Origin of the sequence: Megasphaera vaginalis (ex Srinivasan et al. 2021), assembly GCF_000478965.1 — a bacterium.
Lineage (GTDB): Bacteria > Bacillota > Negativicutes > Veillonellales > Megasphaeraceae > Megasphaera > Megasphaera vaginalis.
The window spans coordinates 99,961-121,737 of record NZ_AWXA01000037.1 but is presented as its reverse complement, the minus strand read 5'-3'; the positions used below and the strand labels follow the sequence as shown (position 1 = coordinate 121,737).

General features: G+C 57.0%; 19 protein-coding genes and 6 tRNA genes. 17 read left to right on the top strand and 8 right to left on the bottom strand.

The features are described from left to right. Positions 1–13: 13 nt before the first annotated feature. The 3 genes from HMPREF1250_RS06675 (at position 14) to HMPREF1250_RS10955 (ending at position 4,157) form a co-directional block, all read left to right on the top strand. Positions 14–1,381 (top strand): MATE family efflux transporter, encoded by a 1,368-nt coding sequence (locus HMPREF1250_RS06675; RefSeq protein WP_023053810.1) that lies wholly within the window; start codon positions 14–16, stop codon positions 1,379–1,381. A 255-nt stretch (positions 1,382–1,636) separates the two neighbouring features. Beyond that, positions 1,637–2,515, top strand: a complete 879-nt coding sequence (locus HMPREF1250_RS06665) for an ESPR-type extended signal peptide-containing protein (RefSeq protein ID WP_023053778.1) — start codon at positions 1,637–1,639, stop codon at positions 2,513–2,515. Positions 2,516–2,606: 91 nt separating this feature from the next. Next, a complete protein-coding gene (locus HMPREF1250_RS10955; RefSeq protein WP_023053836.1) occupies positions 2,607–4,157 on the top strand; it encodes a YadA-like family protein in 1,551 nt (516 codons plus the stop codon). 101 nt (positions 4,158–4,258) lie between these two features. On the opposite strand, the gene HMPREF1250_RS06655 is transcribed toward HMPREF1250_RS10955, so the two are convergent. From HMPREF1250_RS06655 to thiS, 6 genes are all read right to left on the bottom strand, one after another. Continuing rightward, positions 4,259–4,780, bottom strand: a complete 522-nt coding sequence (locus tag HMPREF1250_RS06655; protein ID WP_023053767.1) for a cysteine hydrolase family protein — start codon at positions 4,778–4,780, stop codon at positions 4,259–4,261. A 9-nt stretch (positions 4,781–4,789) separates the two neighbouring features. Further along, positions 4,790–5,380, bottom strand: coding sequence for a thiamine phosphate synthase (locus HMPREF1250_RS06650; RefSeq protein WP_023053852.1), 591 nt, complete (start codon positions 5,378–5,380; stop codon positions 4,790–4,792). Between the two features lie 220 nt (positions 5,381–5,600). After that, positions 5,601–6,389: a thiamine biosynthesis protein ThiF gene (gene thiF, locus HMPREF1250_RS06645; RefSeq protein ID WP_023053859.1), complete on the bottom strand. Its 789-nt coding sequence runs from the start codon at positions 6,387–6,389 to the stop codon at positions 5,601–5,603. A gap of 3 nt (positions 6,390–6,392) precedes the next feature. Further along, positions 6,393–7,556 (bottom strand): 2-iminoacetate synthase ThiH, encoded by a 1,164-nt coding sequence (thiH, locus tag HMPREF1250_RS06640; RefSeq protein ID WP_023053768.1) that lies wholly within the window; start codon positions 7,554–7,556, stop codon positions 6,393–6,395. A gap of 12 nt (positions 7,557–7,568) precedes the next feature. Next, the gene (locus HMPREF1250_RS06635) at positions 7,569–8,336 is read right to left on the bottom strand and encodes a thiazole synthase (protein ID WP_023053822.1); all 768 of its coding nucleotides are present in this window, start codon (positions 8,334–8,336) and stop codon (positions 7,569–7,571) included. A gap of 57 nt (positions 8,337–8,393) precedes the next feature. Beyond that, the gene (gene thiS / locus HMPREF1250_RS06630; RefSeq protein ID WP_023053824.1) at positions 8,394–8,588 is read right to left on the bottom strand and encodes a sulfur carrier protein ThiS; all 195 of its coding nucleotides are present in this window, start codon (positions 8,586–8,588) and stop codon (positions 8,394–8,396) included. A 221-nt stretch (positions 8,589–8,809) separates the two neighbouring features. Here thiS and HMPREF1250_RS06625 point away from each other — a divergent pair, with 221 nt between their 5' ends. Beyond that, positions 8,810–10,075 carry a hexokinase family protein gene (locus HMPREF1250_RS06625; RefSeq protein WP_023053862.1) on the top strand — a complete coding sequence of 422 codons (1,266 nt, stop codon included), beginning with the start codon at positions 8,810–8,812 and terminating at the stop codon, positions 10,073–10,075. Here the strand turns inward: HMPREF1250_RS06625 and bioB are convergent. Continuing rightward, positions 10,060–11,052 carry a biotin synthase BioB gene (gene bioB, locus HMPREF1250_RS06620; protein ID WP_023053765.1) on the bottom strand — a complete coding sequence of 331 codons (993 nt, stop codon included), beginning with the start codon at positions 11,050–11,052 and terminating at the stop codon, positions 10,060–10,062. The two genes, HMPREF1250_RS06625 and bioB, sit on opposite strands and share 16 nt — an antisense overlap. 165 nt (positions 11,053–11,217) lie before the next feature. Here bioB and HMPREF1250_RS06615 point away from each other — a divergent pair, with 165 nt between their 5' ends. The 4 genes from HMPREF1250_RS06615 to HMPREF1250_RS06600 are packed head-to-tail and all read left to right on the top strand — an operon-like array spanning position 11,218 to position 17,270. Next, positions 11,218–12,606, top strand: a complete 1,389-nt coding sequence (locus tag HMPREF1250_RS06615) for a PLP-dependent aminotransferase family protein (protein ID WP_023053803.1) — start codon at positions 11,218–11,220, stop codon at positions 12,604–12,606. Further along, on the top strand, positions 12,606–13,883 hold the full coding sequence (locus HMPREF1250_RS06610; protein ID WP_231391296.1) for a metallophosphoesterase family protein: 1,278 nt from the start codon (positions 12,606–12,608) through the stop codon (positions 13,881–13,883). Before HMPREF1250_RS06615 ends, HMPREF1250_RS06610 begins: the two co-directional genes overlap by 1 nt. After that, positions 13,880–16,858: an AAA family ATPase gene (locus HMPREF1250_RS06605; protein ID WP_023053833.1), complete on the top strand. Its 2,979-nt coding sequence runs from the start codon at positions 13,880–13,882 to the stop codon at positions 16,856–16,858. The genes HMPREF1250_RS06610 and HMPREF1250_RS06605 overlap by 4 nt, the downstream gene beginning before the upstream one ends. 16 nt (positions 16,859–16,874) lie before the next feature. After that, positions 16,875–17,270, top strand: a complete 396-nt coding sequence (locus HMPREF1250_RS06600; protein ID WP_023053801.1) for an EamA family transporter — start codon at positions 16,875–16,877, stop codon at positions 17,268–17,270. 72 nt (positions 17,271–17,342) lie between these two features. Here the strand turns inward: HMPREF1250_RS06600 and HMPREF1250_RS06595 are convergent, their stop codons facing one another. Further along, the gene (locus tag HMPREF1250_RS06595) at positions 17,343–18,182 is read right to left on the bottom strand and encodes a pyridoxamine kinase (protein WP_036242870.1); all 840 of its coding nucleotides are present in this window, start codon (positions 18,180–18,182) and stop codon (positions 17,343–17,345) included. A gap of 154 nt (positions 18,183–18,336) precedes the next feature. Between HMPREF1250_RS06595 and HMPREF1250_RS06590 the strand changes: the two genes are divergently transcribed. The 9 genes from HMPREF1250_RS06590 (at position 18,337) to HMPREF1250_RS06550 (ending at position 21,637) form a co-directional block, all read left to right on the top strand. Further along, positions 18,337–18,810 carry an NUDIX domain-containing protein gene (locus HMPREF1250_RS06590; protein WP_023053848.1) on the top strand — a complete coding sequence of 158 codons (474 nt, stop codon included), beginning with the start codon at positions 18,337–18,339 and terminating at the stop codon, positions 18,808–18,810. Continuing rightward, complete coding sequence (locus HMPREF1250_RS06585) at positions 18,797–20,263, top strand: aminotransferase class I/II-fold pyridoxal phosphate-dependent enzyme (protein ID WP_023053887.1); 1,467 nt, start codon at positions 18,797–18,799, stop codon at positions 20,261–20,263. The genes HMPREF1250_RS06590 and HMPREF1250_RS06585 overlap by 14 nt, the downstream gene beginning before the upstream one ends. A gap of 13 nt (positions 20,264–20,276) precedes the next feature. After that, positions 20,277–20,951: a dTMP kinase gene (locus tag HMPREF1250_RS06580; RefSeq protein ID WP_023053838.1), complete on the top strand. Its 675-nt coding sequence runs from the start codon at positions 20,277–20,279 to the stop codon at positions 20,949–20,951. A gap of 199 nt (positions 20,952–21,150) precedes the next feature. After that, positions 21,151–21,225, top strand: a tRNA-Gly gene (locus HMPREF1250_RS06575). A 5-nt stretch (positions 21,226–21,230) separates the two neighbouring features. Further along, a tRNA-Asn gene (locus HMPREF1250_RS06570) sits at positions 21,231–21,306 on the top strand. 3 nt (positions 21,307–21,309) lie between these two features. Further along, positions 21,310–21,383: transfer RNA gene (locus HMPREF1250_RS06565), tRNA-Gln, on the top strand. Positions 21,384–21,390: 7 nt separating this feature from the next. Beyond that, positions 21,391–21,466, top strand: a tRNA-Lys gene (locus HMPREF1250_RS06560). A 14-nt stretch (positions 21,467–21,480) separates the two neighbouring features. Then, positions 21,481–21,555: transfer RNA gene (locus tag HMPREF1250_RS06555), tRNA-Glu, on the top strand. Positions 21,556–21,561: 6 nt separating this feature from the next. Continuing rightward, positions 21,562–21,637 (top strand) — tRNA-Val (locus tag HMPREF1250_RS06550). The last annotated feature ends 140 nt before the right edge of the window (positions 21,638–21,777 follow it).

The window sequence follows — 21,777 nt, the reverse complement described above, 5'->3', positions numbered from 1 at the left end:
GGAGCTGTTTTATATGTATGTACGTTCACAAAAAACGGATATGCTTCACGGCAGCATTTGGGATAAGCTGATCCTCTTTGCGCTGCCGCTGGCGTTGACGGCATTGTTGGAACAGCTCTTTAACGTTGCCGATGTGGCTGTGTTGGGGCAGTTCGTCGGAAAAGAGGCCGTTGCCGCTGTCGGCAATAACTTGGCGCTCATCGCCCTGCTCGTCAATCTCTTTATCGGCTTGGCTCTCGGCAGCAACGTCGTGATCGCCCGTCATCTCGGCGGCCGGCGACCGGACCTCGTCCGTCAGGCCGTGCATACGTCGTGGCTTCTGGCTGTTGCCGCCGGTTTTGTCCTCATGCTCATCGGCCAGCTGATCACGACGCCCGTGCTGACGCTCTTGGCCGTTCCCGGTGAGGTCCGGCCTATGGCGGAAACGTATTTGCGCATTTATCTGCTGTCCCTGCCGTTTATCAGTCTTTACAATTTTGAAGCGGCCATCTTTCGCAGCCGCGGTAATACGCAGTCGCCGCTGGCGGCTTTGCTGGTTTCCGTTGCCGTCAACGGCGTGCTGAATTTCCTTTTCGTCACGATCTTTGCCGACGGCGTTGCCGGCGTGGCCTGGGCGACGGTTTTGGCGATGGCCCTGTCGGCAGGCATCCTGTTTATCTGTCTGCTTCGAGATGACAGCAGTATCCGATTGGAGTGGAAAAAACTGGGCATACAAAAAGCGCTGCTGCAGGACATCGTCCAGATCGGCTGGCCCGCAGCGCTGCAGGGTATGGTCTTTTGCCTTTCCAATATTCTGATTCAGGAGGCCGTAAACAGTCTGGGGCCGGATGTCATGGCGGCATGCAGCATCGGTATTACGATCGAGATGGCCGTATACTGTATCATCGTTTCCTTCGCGCAGGCGAGTACGACGTTTATCAGTCAGAATTTCGGCGCCGGAAAACTGCGCCGCTGCATGGATATCATGACCTGGGCGCTGGCCCTGGATATTTTGTTTACGCTGGCCGTTTGCGGCACGGTGTATTTCTTTTCCCGTCCTCTCGTCGGCCTGTTCAACTCCGATCCGCAGGTGGCGGAGCTGACGATCATGCGGATCAAATGGGTTCTCACCTTGGAATTTATTCAGATCTTCATCGACGTCTTTGCCGGGATTATGCGCGGCTACGGCTATTCTCTGCCGCCGGCCGTGCTGACGATGATCGGCGTCTGCGGCGTCCGTATCACCTGGATTTATACGATTTTCGCTTGGGAACCGACCTATTTTACCTTGATTCTCGCATATCCTGTCAGTTGGACCGTTACGGGGGTGCTGATGACGATTGAATACGGTCGTTTCCGAAAACACCTGATCCGCCGCCGGCATGTGCAGCGGCTGACGTGACCTGACGATACCGCCTTTGGGCATCGGGGACTTTGTCCCCGGTGCTTTTTTTGCGGCAGTGCGCCTTTTCCTCTATCAGGCAGGCTACGAGACCATTGCATCTTCGGAACGGTTCCGTTGTGAGGCGGCGGTATACTGCCGCTGCCGTTGATATTATTTTGTCATATACCTTGCTTTTTGCAGAGCAGGAAGATATATTTATGACGGAATGTGTCTACAATTAGGCGCGTGAGACGGGATGAAAGGGGAAAGAGCATGTTGAATCGGATATTTAAGGTGATTTGGAGTAAGCTCAAAAACAGGTACGTCGTCGTTTCCGAAATGGCGGGGCGTGATGGCAGACAAGGAGCCGGACGGCGCTTATCCGGCAGGCGGCGAGCGGGCCGGATAGCTGCTGTCGCGGCACTGAGCAGTGTGGCGTTTGGCGGAACTGGTCTGGCGATAGATGCTGTTTTTGATAATGTAACCATCAATGGGTGGCTGGTTCTACGGGATAATATCGCAGCGGGCGGCTTACCTGTCACCAAGATTGACATGGGACACGTTACGGCAGAGGTGGGCTTGCGAAGCCATGGCTATTTGGTTGTAGGGGCTGATGATACGCCTACGGGCACGACGTTGGTGGCAGACCGCTCGGCTTCCATCGGCACGAATAATCAGATAGATGGACAGAATTCGCTGGCCGTGGGTGTACTCAATACGGTGAACGGGTATTCGGCCCTTACGTCTGGCTATCAGAATACGGTGTGGTCCTATGGCGGGATCGCTATGGGCCGCAATAACGTATCGGCCGCGTCATATTCCTTTGCCGGCGGGTATATGTCACAGGCCGGAGATCTCAGTGCCTTTGACGTCACGACGCCGGAAGGAAAGGCGGCAATACAAAACAGTACGAAGGGATGGCTCTCCTTTGCCTACGGGTATATGGCTAAAGCCTTAGGTACGGCGTCGACTGCGCTCGGATATAAAACGACTTCTTCCGGGAAATTTGCTTTTTCCGCCGGCGCGATGTCCACGGCGTCCGGTGCAAGCAGTGTCGCATTAGGCGGCGGCAGTCAGGCGGCGGCCGATAATTCCATGGCCGCCTTAGGCGGTACGGTGTCACGGGGGGGAGGGATCGGCTGCAATCGGTAAAGGCGCCCTTGTCAATACGACGGATACTGTTGCCTTAGGCGCGGCGTCTGTCGCGGATCGGTCTTCCGGCGCGACCGGCTGGGCCCCGGCCGTGGCAGGCGATGGCAGCGCCTGGCATTCGACTGCCAACGCCATTGCCGTCGGCAGTGCGAGCACCGATACAACCCGTCAGATTATCGGCGTGGCAGCCGGCAGCGAGGCTACGGATGCCGTCAATGTGGCGCAGCTGCAAGCGCTGGATACGAAGTACGATGCCCAATTGGCGCAAGGCTTTAACGTAAAGAGCGGCGGCGCGACGGCCAACTTGGCTCTCAACGGCACGGCGTCGCCGACGCTGGAGTTCGCCGGCGACGATAATATCAAGGCGTCGCTGAACGGGACGAAGGTTTCGTATTCTTTAAATAAGGCGGGAATTACGAACACGTTGAGCGATACCTTTGCCAAGGTGGACGCAAGCAATCTGACCGATGATAATGTGGCTTCGTGGAAAACCAAACTGGGTGTGACGGAAAGCCAGATCAATAATGCCAGTGCTTGGGACATTTTCGGTAACGGCGCGGACAAAGTGACGACGGTCGCCAAAGGCGGACAGGTAAAATTTGTCGATGGAGAAAACACGACGGCAACAGTCACAAAAGATGCAGAGGGAAAAGCGACGGTGATCTTTGATCTGAAAAACACCATTTCCTTAGGCAAAGACGGAGCTGAAGGGCACATCGGTCTGAACGGCAAAGACGGCCTGACGGATATCCGGACGGGATCAGGCGCTGCCGACGTAAACGGCAAGGTCGGCGAAAGGGCGACCCGCATTCTTTACAAGGACCCGAAAGGCGCTGAACAGCAGGTAGCGACGCTCGCCGACGGCTTACGGTTTAAGGGCGATAGCGGTGAAGCGGCGAAATCGTTGAACAGTGTCATGACGATAAAAGGGGCTGACGCGAACATATCCACGGCCGTAAATGATGGCGGCGATATGCTGATCAGTCTCGGCAAGAACCTGAAGGTAGACAGTTTGGCTGCAGGCGGCACGGTGATCGGGAAAGAAGGGATCTCCGTCAAAGGCAGCGACGGGAACGCTGTCGCCATTACGAAGAACGGTATTGATGCAGGCGGAAAGGCGATCAGCAATGTCGGAAGAGGCGTGAATGCAGATGATGCGGTGACCAAAGCGCAGCTTGATGAGGTGGCAAATCATGCAGGCGCCAATTTACTGCCGGCGGTTCATGAACTCGGGAGCCGGGTCAATCGTGTCGGCGCTGGAGCGGCAGCGTTGGCGGCGTTGCATCCGCAGAATTTCGATCCCGACGATAAATGGGATTTTTCTGCCGGCTACGGCAATTATCGGGGCGCCAACGCACTGGCGGTCGGCGCTTTCTATCGGCCGAATGGTACGACGATGATTTCTGTCGGCGGCAGTTTCGGCGGCGGTGAAAATATGCTCAATGCCGGCGTCAGTCTTAAGTTCGGCAGCCACAATCCTTATGCCGGTTATTCCGGCGCGGCACTGCACGGCGTCATTGCGGACCAGGACAGGCAGATTGCGGAACTGAAGCAAGTCGTCGCTTCGCAGCGTGAAGAAATGCAGACCATGAAGGCGCAAATGCAGACCATTTTGCAACGGCTGGATACATTGAAAAACTAGCGGTCATAGACGGGCCATCATCGTTGAAAAGAAAAAGCCTCGACGGCAACAACCATTCAGTTGTTGCCGTCGAGGCTTTTATGGACTGACGCACAGTCGCGTCAGATAATATCGATATGGCACGCTACCATTGATTGCAGGGCCCGTTCATGGTCTTCCGGCGAGGAACCGGCGCAGCAGGAGCTGTCGACGCTGATTTTCTTTTCCGGATAGAAGGCTTTGAGCAGGAGCGCGTTGGAAATAACGCAGATGTCGGTACAGACGCCCATTACGGTAATTTCGTCATAGGGGGCCGCTTCGCCGACCAGATCGGTGCAGCCGAAGGTCGGTTTTTGCAGGATCGTGGCAAAGAGCGAGTAAGGCAGCAGTTCCCGGCAAATGTTCCAGCCCGGCGTGTTGCGGATACAGTGCGGTACCGGCAGTTTCCGGCCTTCCTGGGTGAACAGGTAATCTTCATCGTGCGTGTCTTTGGTAAAGAGGATATCGTAATCACTGGCGCCGCTTCGTTTCAGGTCTTGAATCTTGGCGGCGATTTTCGGGGCGACAGCTTTGGCTTCCGCCGTGCCGAGGGGACCGGTGACGAAATCATTTTGCATATCGATGATGACATAGAGTATGCTCATGGGGATGCCTCATTTCTTCAATTCGGCGACGTAGGCATTGGCGTCGTCACACTGCATGAGACCGGACATGACGACGATGCCGGCAGTAGGGACGTCTTCCAGTTCGTGTACCGTCTGCGGCGTGATTCCGCCCAGTGCGTAGACGGGAAGAGAGACGGCGCCGCAAATGTCCCGCAATGTGGAAACGCCGATCGGCGGATCATCGGGCTTGCAGCTCGTCGGGAACACGTGGCTGGCAACGATGTACGTCGCGCCGAGAAGCTCGGCTTTGCGCGCTTCTGCCGCCGTGTGTACCGATACTCCCAGCGTGGACATGTAGTAGCGGATGGAGGAGTGGGTCTCCAAGTATTCCAAGGAACACTGAAAACGGGGAACGTGGAGACGGACCGCCGCTTTTCCGAAGGTATGGAGAATACATTGCGTTTGGTGAACGTTACAGATCTGCAGCGTTTTTTTTGCGTAATCAAAATAGTCTTCTTCGGACAGTGTCTTTTCCCGCAGTACGATGGTGTCGACCGGGGAAGCGGCGATCAGTTCGATCTGATCCCAAAAATCACGGCGTGAAAGAAGGCGATTGGTTATTGCAATAATTTTACCCATGGAATCACCTGATAGTATCTAGGAATAAACAAAAGAGATTAAACTCGACGAATACATTACTAACAGTAATATACATTATTATTGGTAAATCGTCAATGAAAAGCGCCTTTCAGCGTCCTATATGCAGCCCTTATCTTCTATGATGTACGCTTGAAAACAAATGCCATATTCTACCTGTTCTGCTGCAATAGAACAGATAGAATATGGCGGGAGGAGAAAGCTAACGTAAGTCGACGAGAATTTTCAGGATCATGTTGGCCTCGTGGGCCGCACAGATCGCGACGCGCGGCGCCATCAGACCGCGGCCGGGCCGGGCGGCATGGCTGCCGTCGCCGCAGACGTAGAGTCTGTCCGTGACTTTTCTCGTCTTGATGGCATTGCTGTCACCGTAGCCGGCCATGCCGGAAGCGGCGACGATGTATTTGTCGGGGCACTCGGTCAGCATCGTATTGACGAGCATGGCCTTGGCCTCGGCGCCGTCAAAGGCTTCGCAGATCAGGGGGTCGTCGGCAAAGAGAGAACCGGCGTTTTCCGCCGTAACTTTCACGTTATCCGTGCGGATCTTCAGAAAGGGGTTGATTTCTCTTAATTGCCGGGCCAGCGCGAAGGTCTTTTTTTCTCCCAGATCACGGATGAAATAGGATTGGCGGTTCAGATTGCTGACGTCGACAGTATCAAAGTCGACGAGATGCAGTCCGCCGATGCCGCATCGGGCCAGATAGACGGCGACGTTGGAGCCGAGACCGCCGAGGCCGGCAATGGCGACGGTCGCGGCTTTGACCTTTTCATAGACCTGCGGCGTGTGACGGGCGCAAAGCATTCGTTCCAGCGCGTCCTGCGGCGGTAATTCGTCTTTGGAAATGATGTATACTTCATCGCCGTCGGCAAGGGGCGCGTCTGCCGACATGCCGTAACCGTTCAGGATGATGACGGCGTGAGCGGGATGCGGCAGTCCGTAGAGATGGCCGGCCGCCGTTACCGTTTCTTTTCCGTTCAGTTTGATTTTCATGGCTTATACATAGATATATTCACTTGTGACGGGCTGCATGCCGGCCGCTTTTACGGCTGCGTACATTTCGTCGAAGGAGCGGTTGTCGCTGATTTCAAATTGTTCGTCGCCCTTTTCTTGGCCCGACTCTTCCAGATGGCCGCCAATGCCGACACAAACGCCGGCAGAGACCTTATTGGCGGCAATTTTGATGATATTGTTGCGGAAATGGGCGTTCTCGCGGCTCGATACGGTAATCGAAGCGAAGGGCAGGAAGAGTCGGTAGGCGCAGATGATCTGGACGAGACGCCGTTCGTCGACATCTTTCGGATTGATCTTATCGTTGTTGATGATCGGCCGCAGACGCGGGCAGGAGAGGGAGATTTCGGCGTGCGGATATTTGCGCTGCATGAGCCAGGCGTGCATGCCCGTCGCTACGGCGTCTTTTTGGTAATCGTCGAGACCGAGGAGAGCGGCGAAGCCGACGCCGCGCATGCCGCCGAGAATGGCTCGCTCCTGCGCGTAGAAGCGGTAAGGGAAGATCCGTTTGTGTCCTGCCAGATGCAGTGTTTCATACTTATCGGCGTTGTACGTTTCCTGGAAAACGGTGACGTAATCTGCGCCGCATTCATGGAGAAACCGGTATTCATCGACGTTTACGGGATAGATTTCGACGCCGACGACGCGGAAATACTGACGGGCGATCCGGATGGCATTGCCGATATAGGCGACGTCCGACATATGACGGCTTTCGCCGGTGAGCATGAGGACTTCTTCCAGTCCCGAGACGGCGATGTTCCGACATTCCCTGTGCAGTTCGTCGTCCGTCAGGCGGGCGCGCTGAATCTTATTATGAGAATTGAAACCGCAGTAAATGCAGTAATTTTCGCAATAATTGGCGAAATAGATCGGCGTGAAGAGATTGACGGAATTGCCGAAGTGGCGGCGTGTGACGGCCCGGGCTTTGCAGGCCATTTCCTCCAAATGGGGTAGCGCCGCTTTCGATAAGAGGGCCATGAAGTCGCGCGGTTCCAGGTGGGGTTTGGCGAGGGCGGCCGTCACATCGGCGCTGTCGTAATCTTCGTCGCAGAAGGCGGCGTGGTACGTTAAAACCTGTTCGAGCATATCCGAATCGAGGATATCCATGTCCGGTAAGTAATGCATGTGGTCAATTCGTTTTTCTGCCATAGTTCAGCCTCCTCAATCGCCTAAAAAACCGGTAAGCGGATCGGATGCGACGGCTTTGTCCCGAACGCGTCCCAATCCGGAAAGGTATGCGGCACGGCCGGCTTCGACCGCCAGTTTGAACGCGTGGGCCATGCGCGGCAAGTCGCCGGCTGTGGCGATGGCCGTGTTGGCCATGATGGCGGCCGCCCCCATTTCCATGGCTTCACAGGCCTGTGACGGCCGGCCGATACCGGCATCGACGATGACCGGCAGGCTGATCTCGTTGATCAGGATCTGCAGGAATTCCCGTGCCGCCAGGCCTTTGTTCGTGCCGATCGGGGCGGCCAGGGGCATAACGGCGGCGGCGCCGGCAGTTACCAGCGCGCGGGCGGCGTAGAGATCGGGATACATATAAGGCAAGACAATGAAGCCTTCTTTGGCGAGAATTTCCGTTGCCTTAACAGTTTCTCCGTTATCGGGCAAGAGATATTTGGAATCGGTCATGATTTCTATCTTGACGAAGTCGCCGCAGCCGATTTCCTGGGACAGGCGGGCAATGCGTACGGCTTCATCGGCCGTACGGGCGCCGGACGTGTTCGGCAGGAGCGTAATGCCTTTGGGAATGAAATCCATGATGTTGTCTTTTTGGCCGGCTTCGACACGGCGCAGCGCCATCGTGATGATTTCGGCGCCGCCTGCTTCGACGGCGCTTTGAATCAAGTCGACGCTATATTTGCCGGAACCGAGAATGAAGCGGGACGAAAATTCGTGACCGCCGAGAATGAGTTTATCATCTGTCATCGTAAACACCTCGCTGAAAATGTAGTGAAATTGCAGTGATCCGGTCCTGTTCGTATTTCAGCCGCCGCCGACGAAGTGGACGATCTCCGCCGTATCGCCGTCTTTCAGCAGCGTTGCGGCATAATCGCCGCGCTTGACAATGGCGCCGTTCAGTTCGACGGCAATGCGGTCGGTCCGAAAGCCGCGTTCCTGCAAATACGTCAGCAACGGCAAGGTTGCAGCGGCAATTTCGCTGCCATTGATGTGAATCATCCTGTACGCATCTCCTTTCTCACAAAAATAGGCCGCACGAAGAAATACACCGACGGTGGTGTACCCCTTCGTGCGGCCTTTACGGTCTCACTCTGTTATGAATTATAAACGCTTGCGGAAAAAATTTCAATGATAAGTTGCGGAATTTTCGTTAAGGTGATACAGATTTTCTTGGTTTATGGTAAAATAAAGTAGTATTGTTTGGGCAGAGGAGGTGTCGCATGGCGACGATACGTAAAGATGACCGAAGCGCTTGGGCCGAGTGGTTTTACTGGACCGACGACAGGCTGAAAACGTTTTCTGCGGCGTTTCAGCACGAGCTGGAACGGGCACTGAACGGCGTGGAGGCGGCGTTTTCGGTGCAGCCGTCGTACTTGCCGCTGCCTGCAGGTACGGAACAGGGACTCTACTTGGCGCTGACCTTCGTCGGCACCAAGGTCAGCGTTGGCCGCGTCCGTCTTTTCGGCAAAGGGTACTATATCTTGGAAAAGACGGTGCAGCGTCCCGTGCGGAAGGCGTGTTACGATGACGCTGACGCCGGTACGACGGCAGCGTCGTTTTTTGATTTTCTCGCCGCCGCCGTTGCCGAATGCGTCGGCACAACGCCGCCTTGCGCGCTCGGACTGACCGTGCCGTTTGCCGTAGCGCCGCCTTCGCCGCGAGAAGCGCAGCTGCTTCGGCCGTTGACGGGAAAGGCCGCCGGCGAACTGCTGCAGCAGGCGCTGGAACGGCGCGGCCTGGCGCGGTGCCGCGTGAAGGCCGTCGTCAACGATGCGGCAGCATCGTTATTGGCTGCCGCGTACCGGTATGGCGATGTCGCTGTCGGCGTCGTTTGCGACGCCGGCTTTACGGTCTGCTGGTATGAACCGCGGCGGCAGATGCTCGTCCATGCGGCGGCAGCGTCGTTCAGCGAGCTGACGGGGACGGTCTGGGACCGGCGCGTTGATGAGGCTTCGCCGCAGCCGGGGCGTCAGGTGTTGGGGAAGATGATCGGCGGCGCGTATCTTGCCGAAATCTACCGGCACGTCTTGTGTGATTATTTCGACTGCGCCGATATTCCGTTCTTTACGACGGCAGAGATGAACGGACTGCTACAAACGTCCTGTCTGCGAGAGACGCGGCATTGTATGGGGCGCTTGTGGAATCGTCTCGTGCCGCCGGCGGATGTGGAGCATCTTTGCAAGATAGGGGCCTCTATTTTTGTCCGTTCCGCGCAGCTCGCCGGAGCGTCCGTTTCCGCTGTCTTGCGGCATGTGTACGGCAACGCTGTTATACCGCGACAGAAAATAGCCGTCGCCGGCGGCGTATTGACGGAAGTGCGCGGCAGTCTAGCGGTCATGGCTGACGGCATGCAGGCCTGTCTGGCGGCCGAGCCGAGCCGGACGCAGGCGCTCCCGGCGTACCCCGCCATCAGCCGGAATGGAGAGCTTGTCGGTGCCGCCGTCGCTGCGGCAATGGTCGGCGGCGAAGATCAGCATTGCGGCTGAACGGGTTTCCGTTTCAAGTCGGCCAGCATCTGCGCATCGACGGAAACGGCATTGCCGGAAGTCGTCAAATAGCCGCCGATCATCAGTCCGTTCAGGCCGCTTGTGAGGGCATAAGCCTGGAGGGAGCGCAGATTGGCTTCTCTGCCGCCGGCAGTGCGGATCTGCGCCTGCGGTAGGAGAAAGCGGAAGACGGCGAAGGTCCGCAAAATTTCCCAGGGTTCCAGATGAGGCGCCGCTGCCAGCGGTGTGCCGGCGATGGGGTTGAGGATATTCAGCGGAATCGAATCAACGCCGAGATCACGCAGCGTACAGGCCATTTCAATCCGCTGTTCCGGCGTTTCGCCCAGTCCGATGATGCCGCCGGAGCAGACGCGCAGGCCGGCTTCTCCGGCCATGCGGATCAGCGCGGCTTTGTCGGCGAAGCCGTGTGTCGAACAGATCGACGGGAAGTAGGACGGCGCCGTTTCGATGTTGGCGTGGTAGCGGCCGACGCCGGCAGCTTTCAGTTCGTGCAGCTGTTTGTTCGTGATCAGGCCGAGAGAACAGCACGTTTCGATGCCGACTTCGCTGCGGATGCGGCGCAAAGCGGTCAGGACGGCTGTGAATTCAGGGCCTTCGGTGACGGAGCGGCCGCCGGTAACGATGGAAAAGCGGGTGGCGCCGGCCGCTTTGGCCTTGGCCGCCGCCTGTAGAAGCGCAGTTTCGCTCAGCAGCGGATATTCGCTGACACCGGTGTCATAATGGGCCGATTGCGCGCAAAAACGGCAGTTTTCCGGACATTTGCCGGAACGGCCGTTGACGATGGCGCAGCAATCGACGGCGTCACCGTGAAAGTGCTGTCTGATCTTATCGGCGAAGGCCAGCAGCAGCGGCGTGTCGCTGTCGGGCAGAGAGAGCAGCTCCAGGGCTTCCTCCTTAGTGAGCTCGCCGCCGCCGTTGACGCGTTCCGTATACGTTATCAGTTTTTGAAGTTCCATGTCAGATTCCCCCTCCAGGCAAGTAGATATGGTTAGTATACGGAAGAGAAATCATAATGTCAAATTAATAAATGCAATAACGGGTTAACAATAAAGAGAGAACGAAACGAATATAACGAGTATACTGGCAGGAAATACTATTGCCAGGGAGTTGGGGAGTCGGAGATGCTGCAAATTGATCGGACACGGAAAAAACCGTATTATGTACAAATTTATGAATACTACCGCAAGGAAATCGAGCAGCAGCACATGGCCGGCGGCACGAAGCTGGAATCGGTTCGTGAATTGGCGCAGGCTGTGGGCGTGAGTAAAATGATCGTGGAAAAGGCGTATTACCAGCTGGCCAGCGAAGGGTATATTCTGCGGCGCCACAAGGCGCGGTATGAAGTGGCTCTGCTGGATAAACGGGGACAGGCGGCGCTGCCGCCGCAGCAGCCGGCAAAGCGACTGCAGGCGGAGTGGCAATATGATTTCGGCAGCGGTGCAATGGATCTGAATTGCTTTCCTCTCGATACGTGGCGAAAGCACATGAATCGCGTCCTGTCTTCACCGGAGCTGCTGTCGTCCTGCCAAGACGAGCAGGGCGTCTGGACCTTGCGCGACGTACTCAGCCATTATGCGTATGCCGAACGGGGCGTCCGCGCTTCGGCCGAAAACATCATCGTCGGCGCCGGGACGGCGCCGCTGTTGGCTATTTTGACGCAGCTCCTGCGGGACGACCACGCTTCCGTCGCCGTTGAAGATCCCGGCTTTCGGCTGGGCCGCGAGATTTTTCGCAGCAGCGGCTACGGTATCGTGCCGCTGACCTTGCATCAAGGGGATTTCGATCTTTCGCCGTTGCAGGCAAGTAAGGCCCGGCTGGCTTATATCAGTCCGGCCCATCAATTTCCGACGGGATCGGTCATGCCCGTCGGTTTGCGCTATCAATTGCTCCGCTGGGCTGAAGCCAGGTCGGGACTGATCATTGAAGATGATTATGACAGCGAGCTGCGGTATTACGGCCGTCCCGTACCGGCCTTGCAGAGCCTTGACAGCGGCGGTCATGTCATCTATATGGGAGCGCTTTCCAAGGTGTTGCCTTTTTTTCTTCGCCTCAGCTATATGGTCTTGCCGCCGCAGCTCATGGCCAGATATAATGAACGGCGCTCCCTTTTTCGACAGAGCGCGTCTGTTGCCGAGCAATGCGCGCTGGCAGCGTATATCCGCAAAGGCGATTTGACGCGGCAAATCAGGCGGTTGCGGAAGGAGTATCAAGATAAGGGCGGTCTCATGCGGCGCCTGCTGCAAGCCGCTTTCGGCTCTTCGCTGCATGTGGGCAAGATCGTTTCCGGCGTATACTGCCATGTTTCGCTGCGCAGCGACTGTACGGAAGAGGAACTGCTGCGGCGGGCGGCGGCAAAGGGATGCCGTGTTTTGGCGCTGGCGCCGTTTTATGAAACGAAAGAAGAAGGAGAGAAATGTCAGTTTCTCCTTTCGTTTTCAAAGATACCGGGCGCCGACTTGCCGGCTGCCGTGGCGGCGCTTAAAGCCGCCTGGTTGGGAGAAGGAGATTGATGATGGAAAAATCGTTGCGTTTTATTCAATGCGGTGATCTGCATCTGGGAAGCCCGTTCCGGCGTCTTCCCGAACTCAGCGACCGCTGGCGTCAGATCGTCGGCAACGCGCCGCTCAAGGCCTTTCAGAAAATTGTACAGATCGCTGTCGAAAAGGACGTGCACGCCCTTTTCGTGTGCGGCGATATTTATACCGGCGCCGAGCACAATCTGGCGGCTCAGCTCGATTACGTGCGCCAGCTTCACACGTTGGCGCAGCATAAGATTGCCGTCTTTATGGTTACGGGCAATCACGACCCCCTCAATTTGTGGAAAGCGGAAATTCCGTTTCCGCCCAATGTGCATGTTTTTTCCGCCGCTGCGCCGGAACGGGTGCCGCTGCTCGTAGACGGAGTGGAAGCGGCAGCCGTATACGGACAGAGTTACGGGCAGCGGGAAGTCAGGGAAAATCTGGCGCGACGCTTCAAACGCGGCGCCGACGACAGGTATGCCATCGCGCTGCTCCATACGCAGGTTGACGGCGGTGATTCGCCGTATGCGCCGTCTTCGCTGGCTGATCTGACGGCGACGGGGATGGATTATTGGGCCTTGGGCCATGTGCATAAAGAAGCGGTGCTGCAACAGGATCCGTATGTAGTCTACGCCGGCAATCCGCAGGGGCTCGACCGGACGGAAACGGGGCCGCGAGGGTGTTATTACGTCGAAGTCGGGCCGTACGGTTCGGCGAAGCTGCAATTTATCGATACCAGCGTCGTTCGTTGGCAGGAAGCGGAGATCGCCATCGACGAGTTGTATTCTACGGCTCAGCTGCGCGAGGCCGTTCGGCATTTGAAAGAAGACTTGCGGCGGTCTTTCGGCAAACCTGTGTTCCTGAATCTGACCTTTACCGGAGCGGGACAATTGTACTCCGTCCTCAATGACGGCGACGCCGTCCGTTATTGGCTGGACGCCTGGCAAGAGGAAGAAAAGGGGAAATATGCTTTCGTCATGATCGACAGGCTTCACAATCGGACGCGGCCGCCGCTGAACAGTTCCGAACGGAGCCGACTGCCGGATATGCTCGGTGATTATCTGCGCGCCGCCGATACGCTGTCACAATTGCCGGACGGAGAACGACTCGACAAGCTACGGGAAATTTTAGCGCAGCGTCCGGAATTCGACAGGCTCGGCGAATATGGAAGAAATCTCGGCGATGCCCGTATTCTGGGGGCCTTTGAACGGGCGAAATGGTTGGGAATGGAACGGCTCATGGCAGGCAAGAAGGGGACGGGGCAATGAAAATAGTGCAGATGAACCTTGATGATTTCGGCATTTATCATCAAGTAGAATGGAATCCGCCGCAGCGCGGTCTGATCGTCCTCCACGGTCAGAATGAGAGCGGCAAGACGACATTGATGAAATACGTGCGGTCCATGCTTTTCGGCTATTTGCGCGGCAATTGGCGCGGTTATTTCGGACATATGGATATCTGCCGTGAAGACGGGTCGTCTTATCGAATTTACCGCAATGAAAAGGAATCTTATATTACAGACGGCGCGACTGTTTTTCACGAAGAGCCGTCCGTGTTGTGGTGGCACGGTCTCGACCGCAACGCCTATGACCAGATATTTGCCATCGGCCTTGAAGATCTGCAGGGATTCGGCATTCTCGCCAATGAAACGGTACGCAGTCATTTTTTCAGCATGGAAGGCGGTATTCGCATGAGCGTGATCCGTCGTGACCTGCTGCGTCGTATGAATGATCTTTTTGTCGCTTCACCGCAGGGAAAAAAGCCGATCAATCTCTTGCTGGCGGCACAACAGGACATCGATAAAAAGATAGAGGCGTTAGCTTATGATGAAGAAGAATTTGCCAGATTGCAGGCGGAAGAACGCAAGACGCACGTCGACGCCAGAACCGTTCGCGTTGCCGTAGAGGAAGCGCGGCAGCAGCTGGAGCGGATCGCGATGCCGTTGGCGGCGTGGGAAGTCTATCAGCGCGGCTGCGATGCCTGGGAGCACATGCAGTCCCTCGCCGATGTGGCGCAGTTCCCCGCCGACGGCGCACAGCGCTGGAGAGAGCTGGAAGATAAGGTGAACGAATTCGATCTGGAGATCACGGGGATGAAACAGGGACTGCGCACGAAATCGGCGTTTCGGGAGGAATGGCACCGCTGGCTCAGCGGCAGTGAACAGATAGAAGAGCTGCACCGTCAGGCGGCGGCGTGGAGAGAAACGGCGCAGCGCGTGAACGACAGTGAGGATGCCGCCGTCGACCGCGCCTTTGCCAGCAGTCGCCTGGCCGAAACGCTGCGTCTCTGGTCCGGCTCGGCGACGATTCCGAAAGCGGTTGACTGGCAGCAGGCCGAGACGCTGGCACGGAAGCTGCATTCCGTCGCGCAGGAGCAGGAGAAGTGGCGGGCCGCCGAGCCGAAACCGATGGGATCGGCTCAGCCGGCAAGCGATGCGGCGGAACGGACGGCGGACGGCTGGCAGGAAACGGGACGCCATATGGAAAAGATCCGCCAGTTGCTGACCGTACGGCAGCAGACGGCGGAAAAGCTTGCGTGGTTGCAAGAGGGAATGGCCGGAACGTCGCATACGTACCTCGCCTTATCGGTTCTCTTCGTACTCGTTGCCGCCGTTTTCGGTCTTCTCATCGCGCTGGCCGCCATTGATATGCGGCTCGGCGGCTGCGGCGTTGCTGCCAGTTTGCTGTTGGCCGGTATTGCCGCCGTCTATCAGGGCAAGCGCCGAGGCCGTGTACCGCAGGAAGAACAGCGGCTGTCAGCGGCGCTCGCCGCCTGTGATCGGGAATTGAGCGGGCTGGCCGCGGCTGAAGGCATTGCCTTGCAGCCTACGGCAGCGGCCGCAGCGTGGGATGAAGCGCTGGACGATCTGCGGCGCCGGTACCTCGATTGGCATACACGGGAAAGCCGCGTTTCCTGGGAACGGGAGCAGCATGTCATGTATACGGCCTTGCAGCAGGAATGGCAAGAGCGCGGCCGGCATTGGCGCGAAGAAGCGGCCCGTCTGGATCGGGAATGGCGGGAATGGCAGCAGGGGAGCGGCTTCATTCACTTGAAACCGGCTGATTTGACTGCTGCGGCGACGAACTGGCGGCAGTGGCAGGCATTGGCCGATGAAGAACGCCATTGGCAGGAGACGAAGGGGGCGCTGAATCAGGAACTCGTCTATTATCGCGATAACGGGGAACAACTTTTTCAACTTCTCGGCATCCGCAAGGAGTGTACGCCGGAAACGACGGAAGAACTATATCGCCAATGGCAGCAAATCCGCGTGCAGGCGGAAGTGGCCAAAGAGCAGGACCGGCAGCAGGAAGAGCGACAGGAACAAATAGACCGCTTGGAGAAGGAGAAAGAGATTCGGCGGCAGCAGATGGGGTACCTGATGGAACAAACCGGCGCCGCTACGGCAGGGGAGTTCCGCAGCAAGGTGCTGCGTTACAAGCAATTCCGTCAATACGCCGAAATCCACGAACAGTCGGAGACCCATTTGCGGCTGATTGCCAAAAATCCGGCAGAACTGGCCGAATTGCGCCGCGAATTGAAGGTGCACGAACCGAAATTCTGGAACGAAGAATGTGCTTTTTATGAACGGAAGGCGGCGGAAGGAGAACAGAAACTGGCGGCCATTGCCGAACGGCGCGGCGTCATTGTTGAACGTCTCAGCCGCATGGCCAGGAATGACAGCGCCGCGAGATTGCTGCAGGACAAGGAAAACGGCGCCGCCGAATTGGAACGGCTTGTCGACGATTGGCTGACCGACGTATTTGCCGCCCATATACTTGAAGCGGCGCAGGCTTACTACGAACGGGTCCGCCAGCCGCTGATTATCAGCCGGGCCGGCGAATACCTGGAACGGATGACACAGGGACGTTATACGCTGCAGGCGAGCTTTGACGGACATCAGCTCTTTGCCGTCGACAATACGCAGCGCCGGGTCCCGGAAAAACAATGGAGCAGCGGTCTGGGAGACCAGATCTACCTGGCTATCCGCATCAGCTTGGCAGAAGCGTTTGCCAAACAGATCGAACCGCTGCCGCTGATTCTTGACGACGTTTTTGTCCGCTTTGATGAAGTGCGTCAAAAGGAGGCCCTCTCTTTTCTGGCCGATTTGGCGGCGGAAAAACAGCTGTTTCTCTTTACCTGCTCCGCCGAAACGCAACGATTGGCACGGGATATTGCTGCCGAGCGGGCCGGCGCCGTGCATTTATTTGAAATAGAAAAGGGTACAATTAAGGTAGGATCATGAGAAAGAAGGAATACTGATGACGGCATTGCTATTTGCTTTCGCTTCCGCTGTTTTCGCGGCGCTGACTGCTATTTTGGCGAAAATCGGCATGGATGGCGTCGATTCCACGACGGCCACTGCCGTTCGCACCGTAGTGGTTCTTGTCATGTCGTGGGCCATGGTGTTTATTGCCGGACACGGCAGTTCGCTGCAATCCTTTACGAGTCGGAACTGGTGGTTTCTGCTTCTTTCCGGTTTGGCGACGGGGGCTTCGTGGCTCTGCTATTTCAAAGCGTTGCAGACAGGCAGCGTAGCGCAGATTGTGGCTATCGACAAATGCAGCATCGTTTTTACGGTACTGCTGGCGGCGGTGCTCTTGGGAGAAGGTATTTCTCTGAAAACGGCGGCCGGCACGTTCGTCATGATCCTGTGAGACGGGGATAAAAAAAAGGACCGATGAATCCGTTTCGATTCATCGGTCCTTTTTCATTGGTCGGCAGGGAAATTACGGACAGAGTTTTACCAGCTCTTTCAGGCAAGGCTCTACCTGAACGCCTTCTCTGTAATCCGATTTTGCTTTGTACGTGTAACTGATGGCATGGCTGAGAAAGGTCGTAGCCGTTTTTACAGCATCGTGGAGCGTTTTGCCGCGAAGCAGCGCGCCAGTGAGGACACTGGTGAAAATATCGCCGGTACCGCAGGTGCTGAAGGGGATGCGATAAGTCTTTTCTTCATTGAAAGAAGCGGAGAGTCTGTCGTAGCTGATGTTGCGAATCTCGTCGTTGGCGCCGGGAACGCTGGTGATGACGACCTGCTTCGGTCCGAGCTGCGTCAGCTGACGGTAGACGTCGGTCACTTCTTTTGTGGTCAAGACGTCGGCGGAATACGGACGGTCCAGAAGCAGACAGGCTTCGGTATAGTTCGGAGTGATAACCGTCGCCTTGCCGATCAGCTTGCGCATTTCGCCGACAAAGGCTGTGTTGAAGACGGGATACAACGCGCCGTCGTCGGCCATTGCCGGGTCGACGACGATCAACGTGTCTGTTGTGCCGAAACGCGCCGCCGCTTCGGCGACAATGGCCGTCTGGCCGCCATCAGCCAAAAAGCCGCTGTAAATGGCGTCGTACGTATAGCCGAGTTCCTGCCATTTATCCATGAACTCTTGCATATGCGGCGTGAAATCAGTAAAGGTGAAGGTGCCGTACGTCAGATTGTTGCTGAACAGCGCTGTCGGGAACGGGCAGACTTGAATACCCATGGATGAAATGACCGGCAGCGCGGCCGTCAGAGAGCAGCGGCCGAAAGAACACATATCATGTATTGCAAGGACTCGTTTTGTTGTCATGATGCAACCCTCCATTTTTTATCTGTACTATATTTTACAGAAAAAATAAACAAAAGTAAACGGGACAGAAAGGGATGATTCTGTACTGTTACGGGATAGCGGCCGAAAAGGTGATGTGGTACAATAGCATCAACATATACGAGGGAGGGCGTCCATGGAGCAGGAGAAAAAAGGAAAAATGGGGCAGAGCGTGAAAGCGATGGTTTTTCACGGCGGGAAACTGCTGCTGCTTCAGAAAAATGACGGCCGCCGCCATCACTGGGAATTTCCGGGAGGCGGACTGGAGCAGGATGAAGACTTTATCGCGGCGCTCCGGCGTGAGGTCCATGAAGAAACGGGTCTTGCCGTCGCCGTGTTGGCGCCTGTCGGGATCTGGCATTATTGCTGCGGCGGCAGCTGCCTGAACGGGGTGATTTTCGCGGCGGCGGCGGAAACGGCGGCTGTCCGCCTTTCGCATGAACATTTGCAGTATGCTTGGGTCGGGCCGCAGGAGCTCGGCGGATACAGGCTTCACGGTTCTCTCTGCCGCTCGTTGCGGCAAATGAGGGCGTTTGCCGGTGCCGGCGGCTGGCGGCAGGTGCAGCCGTTTTTGCAGGCTTTCGGAGAGGTTCGTTATGACGGAGAATAGACAGCTGCAGGCGCCTTTTGCCGAAGCCTTGGAAGACTACTGCCGCCGGCGGATGGTGCCCTTTCATACGCCGGGCCATAAGGGCGGCAGAGGCGCTTCGCCATACCAGCGCGAGCTTTTCGGCGAAGCCCTGCGTCGGGATCTGGGTTTGATGTATGCGCTGGATGATCTTTTTCAGCCGCACGGCGCGCTTCGGGAGGCTATGGCCTTGGCTGCCGAGCTGTACGGCGCCGGGCGAACCTTTTTTTCCGTCAATGGGACGACGGCCTGTATTGCCGCCATGCTGCTGGCTGTCTGCTGCGACGGCGACGAGGTCATCATCCCCCGCGAAGCGCATGGCAGCGTGCTGAACGGATTGATCCTCTGCGGCGCCGCGCCGGTCTATATGGAAAGCCGTTTTGCCGCCGCCGAGGAAGTGACGCTGGGACCGACATTGGATTCCCTGCAGCAGGCGGTGGCGGCGCATCCCCGGGCGCGGGCCGTCGTCTTTACCTATCCCACGTATGACGGGATTGCCGTCGATTTGCCCGCCATGGCGGCTTATGCGCATGACCGGGGCCTTCTTGTTCTCGTCGATGAAGCGCACGGCGCTCATCTGGCCTTCGCCGAGGCGTTGCCGCCGGCGGCTCTGGCCTGCGGCGCCGATTGCGTGGCCCAGAGTACGCACAAGCTGTTGGGGTCCGTCACGCAGACGTCGATGCTTCACTGCCGCAAGGGGTTTCCGTATACGGACCGGGTGGCGCGGGCTATGGCGCTGGTACAGTCGACAAGTCCCAATTACTGGCTGCTCGCCTCGCTGGATGAGGCGCGGCGGCAGATGGCGGCAGACGGCGGCAGACTGGTGCCGGCGGCAGTATCGCTGGCGCGGTGCGTACGCCGCGAGCTGAATGCCATCAGCGGCATTCGCTGTTTCGGACGGGAGATCTGCGCCTATGACGGCGTAGCCGCCTTTGATGAAACGAAACTGACTATCGATGTGGCTGCTCTCGGTCTTGACGGTGCGGCGGCGGAAAAAGAGCTGCGCCGGGAAGGAATTGAAGTGGAACTGACGGCGGGACATCACGTGCTGGCATTGCTGACGATCGGCGATGACGCGGCGACGGCGGCGGCCCTGGTGCGGGCTTGCCGCGCCCTTGCCGCTGCCGGCGGCCGCGGTAAGAGTGCGGCGCCTGCCGAACCGCCGCTGCCGCAGCCGCGCGTGGTCCTGACGCCGCGGCAAGCCTGGCAGTCTGCGGTGAGACGCGTCGCCTTTGACGCGGCGGCAGGCGCCGTATCTGCCGAAACGATCACGTTTTACCCTCCTGGCATTCCCGTTTTGGCGCGTGGCGAAATGGTTACGGCGGCGGTGCTGGATTATTTGCGGTGCAAGCTGGCGGCAGGTTACGAGGCGCACGGAGCGGCTGACGGCACGCTGCGGACCTTACTCGTTATTGACGATATCCATGAAAAATGAAGAAGGAAAAACCATGACACGACATTTATTTATTATTGAAGGCGGCGACGGCAGCGGCAAAGCGACGCAGACGAAATTGCTTGCCGCTCGTTTGCGCCGCGACGGATTTCGCGTGAAAAGCGTTTCTTTTCCGGACTATGACAGCGAGTCGAGCGCTCTGGTCAGGATGTATCTCCGCGGCGATTTCGGAACGGCGGCGGATGCCGTCAATCCCTATGCGGCTTCGGCCTTTTATGCCGTAGACCGCTTCGCGTCTTATCAGACTGGCTGGAAAGATTTTCTTGCCGGCGGCGGCATCGTTTTAGCCGATCGGTATACGACGAGCAATATGCTGTATCAGATGATCAAGATTGACGATCAGGCGGAACGGAAGGCGTATTTACAATGGCTTTGGGATTTTGAGTTTACGAAAATGGCGTTGCCTGTACCGGAAAAGGTTTTTCTGCTGGATGTGCCTCTCGCCGTGACGGAGCGTCTCATGGCGCGGCGACAGGGCAAGACGGGCGGTGCTACCGGCGATATTCATGAGCGGGACAGGGCCTTTTTGCGCAAATGTCATGACGCCTATGGCGAACTGGCGGCGCAGTATGGCTGGCAGACCGTCACCTGTACCGCCGGCGGCGAGATGAAGACGGCGGAAGCGATCCATGACGAACTGTACCGTGCCGTAATAAGTGTCCTGGCCTGACGGTCGGGCTGTCGGGGACGGCAGCCGCCGTTTGCCTCGGCGTCCCGCCTTGGGGTGCCGGAGAAGGCTTGACAGGGGATGCGGATTTCTGCTATCATGAACGAGCGTTCTTGGCATCGGCGTTGCGAAGAATTGTAAAAAACAAGTCAAAAACATATTGACAATTGAGGATGGCACATGATAAAATACTTGTTGTCATGCGGAAGTAGCTCAGTGGTAGAGCACCACCTTGCCAAGGTGGGGGTCGCGAGTTCGAGCCTCGTTTTCCGCTCCATATATTCCTCAATAGCTCAGTTGGTAGAGCAATCGGCTGTTAACCGATTTGTCGTAGGTTCGAGTCCTACTTGAGGAGCCATCCAGGGGTATCGCCAAGCGGTAAGGCAACGGACTCTGACTCCGTCATCGTTGGTTCGAATCCAGCTACCCCTGCCAAATTTATGATCCACTAGCTCAGTTGGCAGAGCACCTGACTTTTAATCAGGGTGTCCCGAGTTCGAATCTCGGGTGGATCACCATAATTTCTGAATACGGCCCCTTGGTCAAGTGGTTAAGACACCGCCCTTTCACGGCGAGAACGTGGGTTCAAATCCCGCAGGGGTCACCATTACACGGGCGATTAGCTCAGCTGGGAGAGCGCCTGCCTTACAAGCAGGATGTCAGCAGTTCGATCCTGTTATCGCCCACCAGCAAAAAAGCACATCATGAGATGTGCTTTTTTTGTTTTTTCGTCAGATCCGCTTGTCTTTGCGCAATCGAGGAAAAATCCCCCCCTCTTGCGGGAACGGCAGGCGGAATTTTTTTGCCCTTTTGCGGCCTCTGTCAGTAG

What these genes read in the sequence shown, in the direction of transcription:
- HMPREF1250_RS06675 (WP_023053810.1), top strand. Translation starts at nt 14, where the DNA reads ATGTATGTACGTTCACAAAAAACGGATATGCTTCACGGCAGCATTTGG.
- HMPREF1250_RS06585 (WP_023053887.1), top strand. Translation starts at nt 18,797, where the DNA reads ATGACGGAGAATAGACAGCTGCAGGCGCCTTTTGCCGAAGCCTTGGAA.
- HMPREF1250_RS06655 (WP_023053767.1), bottom strand. Translation starts at nt 4,780, where the DNA reads ATGAGCATACTCTATGTCATCATCGATATGCAAAATGATTTCGTCACC.
- HMPREF1250_RS06590 (WP_023053848.1), top strand. Translation starts at nt 18,337, where the DNA reads ATGGAGCAGGAGAAAAAAGGAAAAATGGGGCAGAGCGTGAAAGCGATG.
- HMPREF1250_RS06595 (WP_036242870.1), bottom strand. Translation starts at nt 18,182, where the DNA reads ATGACAACAAAACGAGTCCTTGCAATACATGATATGTGTTCTTTCGGC.
- HMPREF1250_RS06615 (WP_023053803.1), top strand. Translation starts at nt 11,218, where the DNA reads ATGCTGCAAATTGATCGGACACGGAAAAAACCGTATTATGTACAAATT.
- HMPREF1250_RS06605 (WP_023053833.1), top strand. Translation starts at nt 13,880, where the DNA reads ATGAAAATAGTGCAGATGAACCTTGATGATTTCGGCATTTATCATCAA.
- HMPREF1250_RS06580 (WP_023053838.1), top strand. Translation starts at nt 20,277, where the DNA reads ATGACACGACATTTATTTATTATTGAAGGCGGCGACGGCAGCGGCAAA.
- HMPREF1250_RS06625 (WP_023053862.1), top strand. Translation starts at nt 8,810, where the DNA reads ATGGCGACGATACGTAAAGATGACCGAAGCGCTTGGGCCGAGTGGTTT.
- bioB (WP_023053765.1), bottom strand. Translation starts at nt 11,052, where the DNA reads ATGGAACTTCAAAAACTGATAACGTATACGGAACGCGTCAACGGCGGC.
- thiF (WP_023053859.1), bottom strand. Translation starts at nt 6,389, where the DNA reads ATGAAAATCAAACTGAACGGAAAAGAAACGGTAACGGCGGCCGGCCAT.
- HMPREF1250_RS06610 (WP_231391296.1), top strand. Translation starts at nt 12,606, where the DNA reads ATGATGGAAAAATCGTTGCGTTTTATTCAATGCGGTGATCTGCATCTG.
- HMPREF1250_RS06635 (WP_023053822.1), bottom strand. Translation starts at nt 8,336, where the DNA reads ATGACAGATGATAAACTCATTCTCGGCGGTCACGAATTTTCGTCCCGC.
- thiS (WP_023053824.1), bottom strand. Translation starts at nt 8,588, where the DNA reads ATGATTCACATCAATGGCAGCGAAATTGCCGCTGCAACCTTGCCGTTG.
- HMPREF1250_RS06600 (WP_023053801.1), top strand. Translation starts at nt 16,875, where the DNA reads ATGACGGCATTGCTATTTGCTTTCGCTTCCGCTGTTTTCGCGGCGCTG.
- HMPREF1250_RS06650 (WP_023053852.1), bottom strand. Translation starts at nt 5,380, where the DNA reads ATGGGTAAAATTATTGCAATAACCAATCGCCTTCTTTCACGCCGTGAT.
- HMPREF1250_RS06665 (WP_023053778.1), top strand. Translation starts at nt 1,637, where the DNA reads ATGTTGAATCGGATATTTAAGGTGATTTGGAGTAAGCTCAAAAACAGG.
- thiH (WP_023053768.1), bottom strand. Translation starts at nt 7,556, where the DNA reads ATGGCAGAAAAACGAATTGACCACATGCATTACTTACCGGACATGGAT.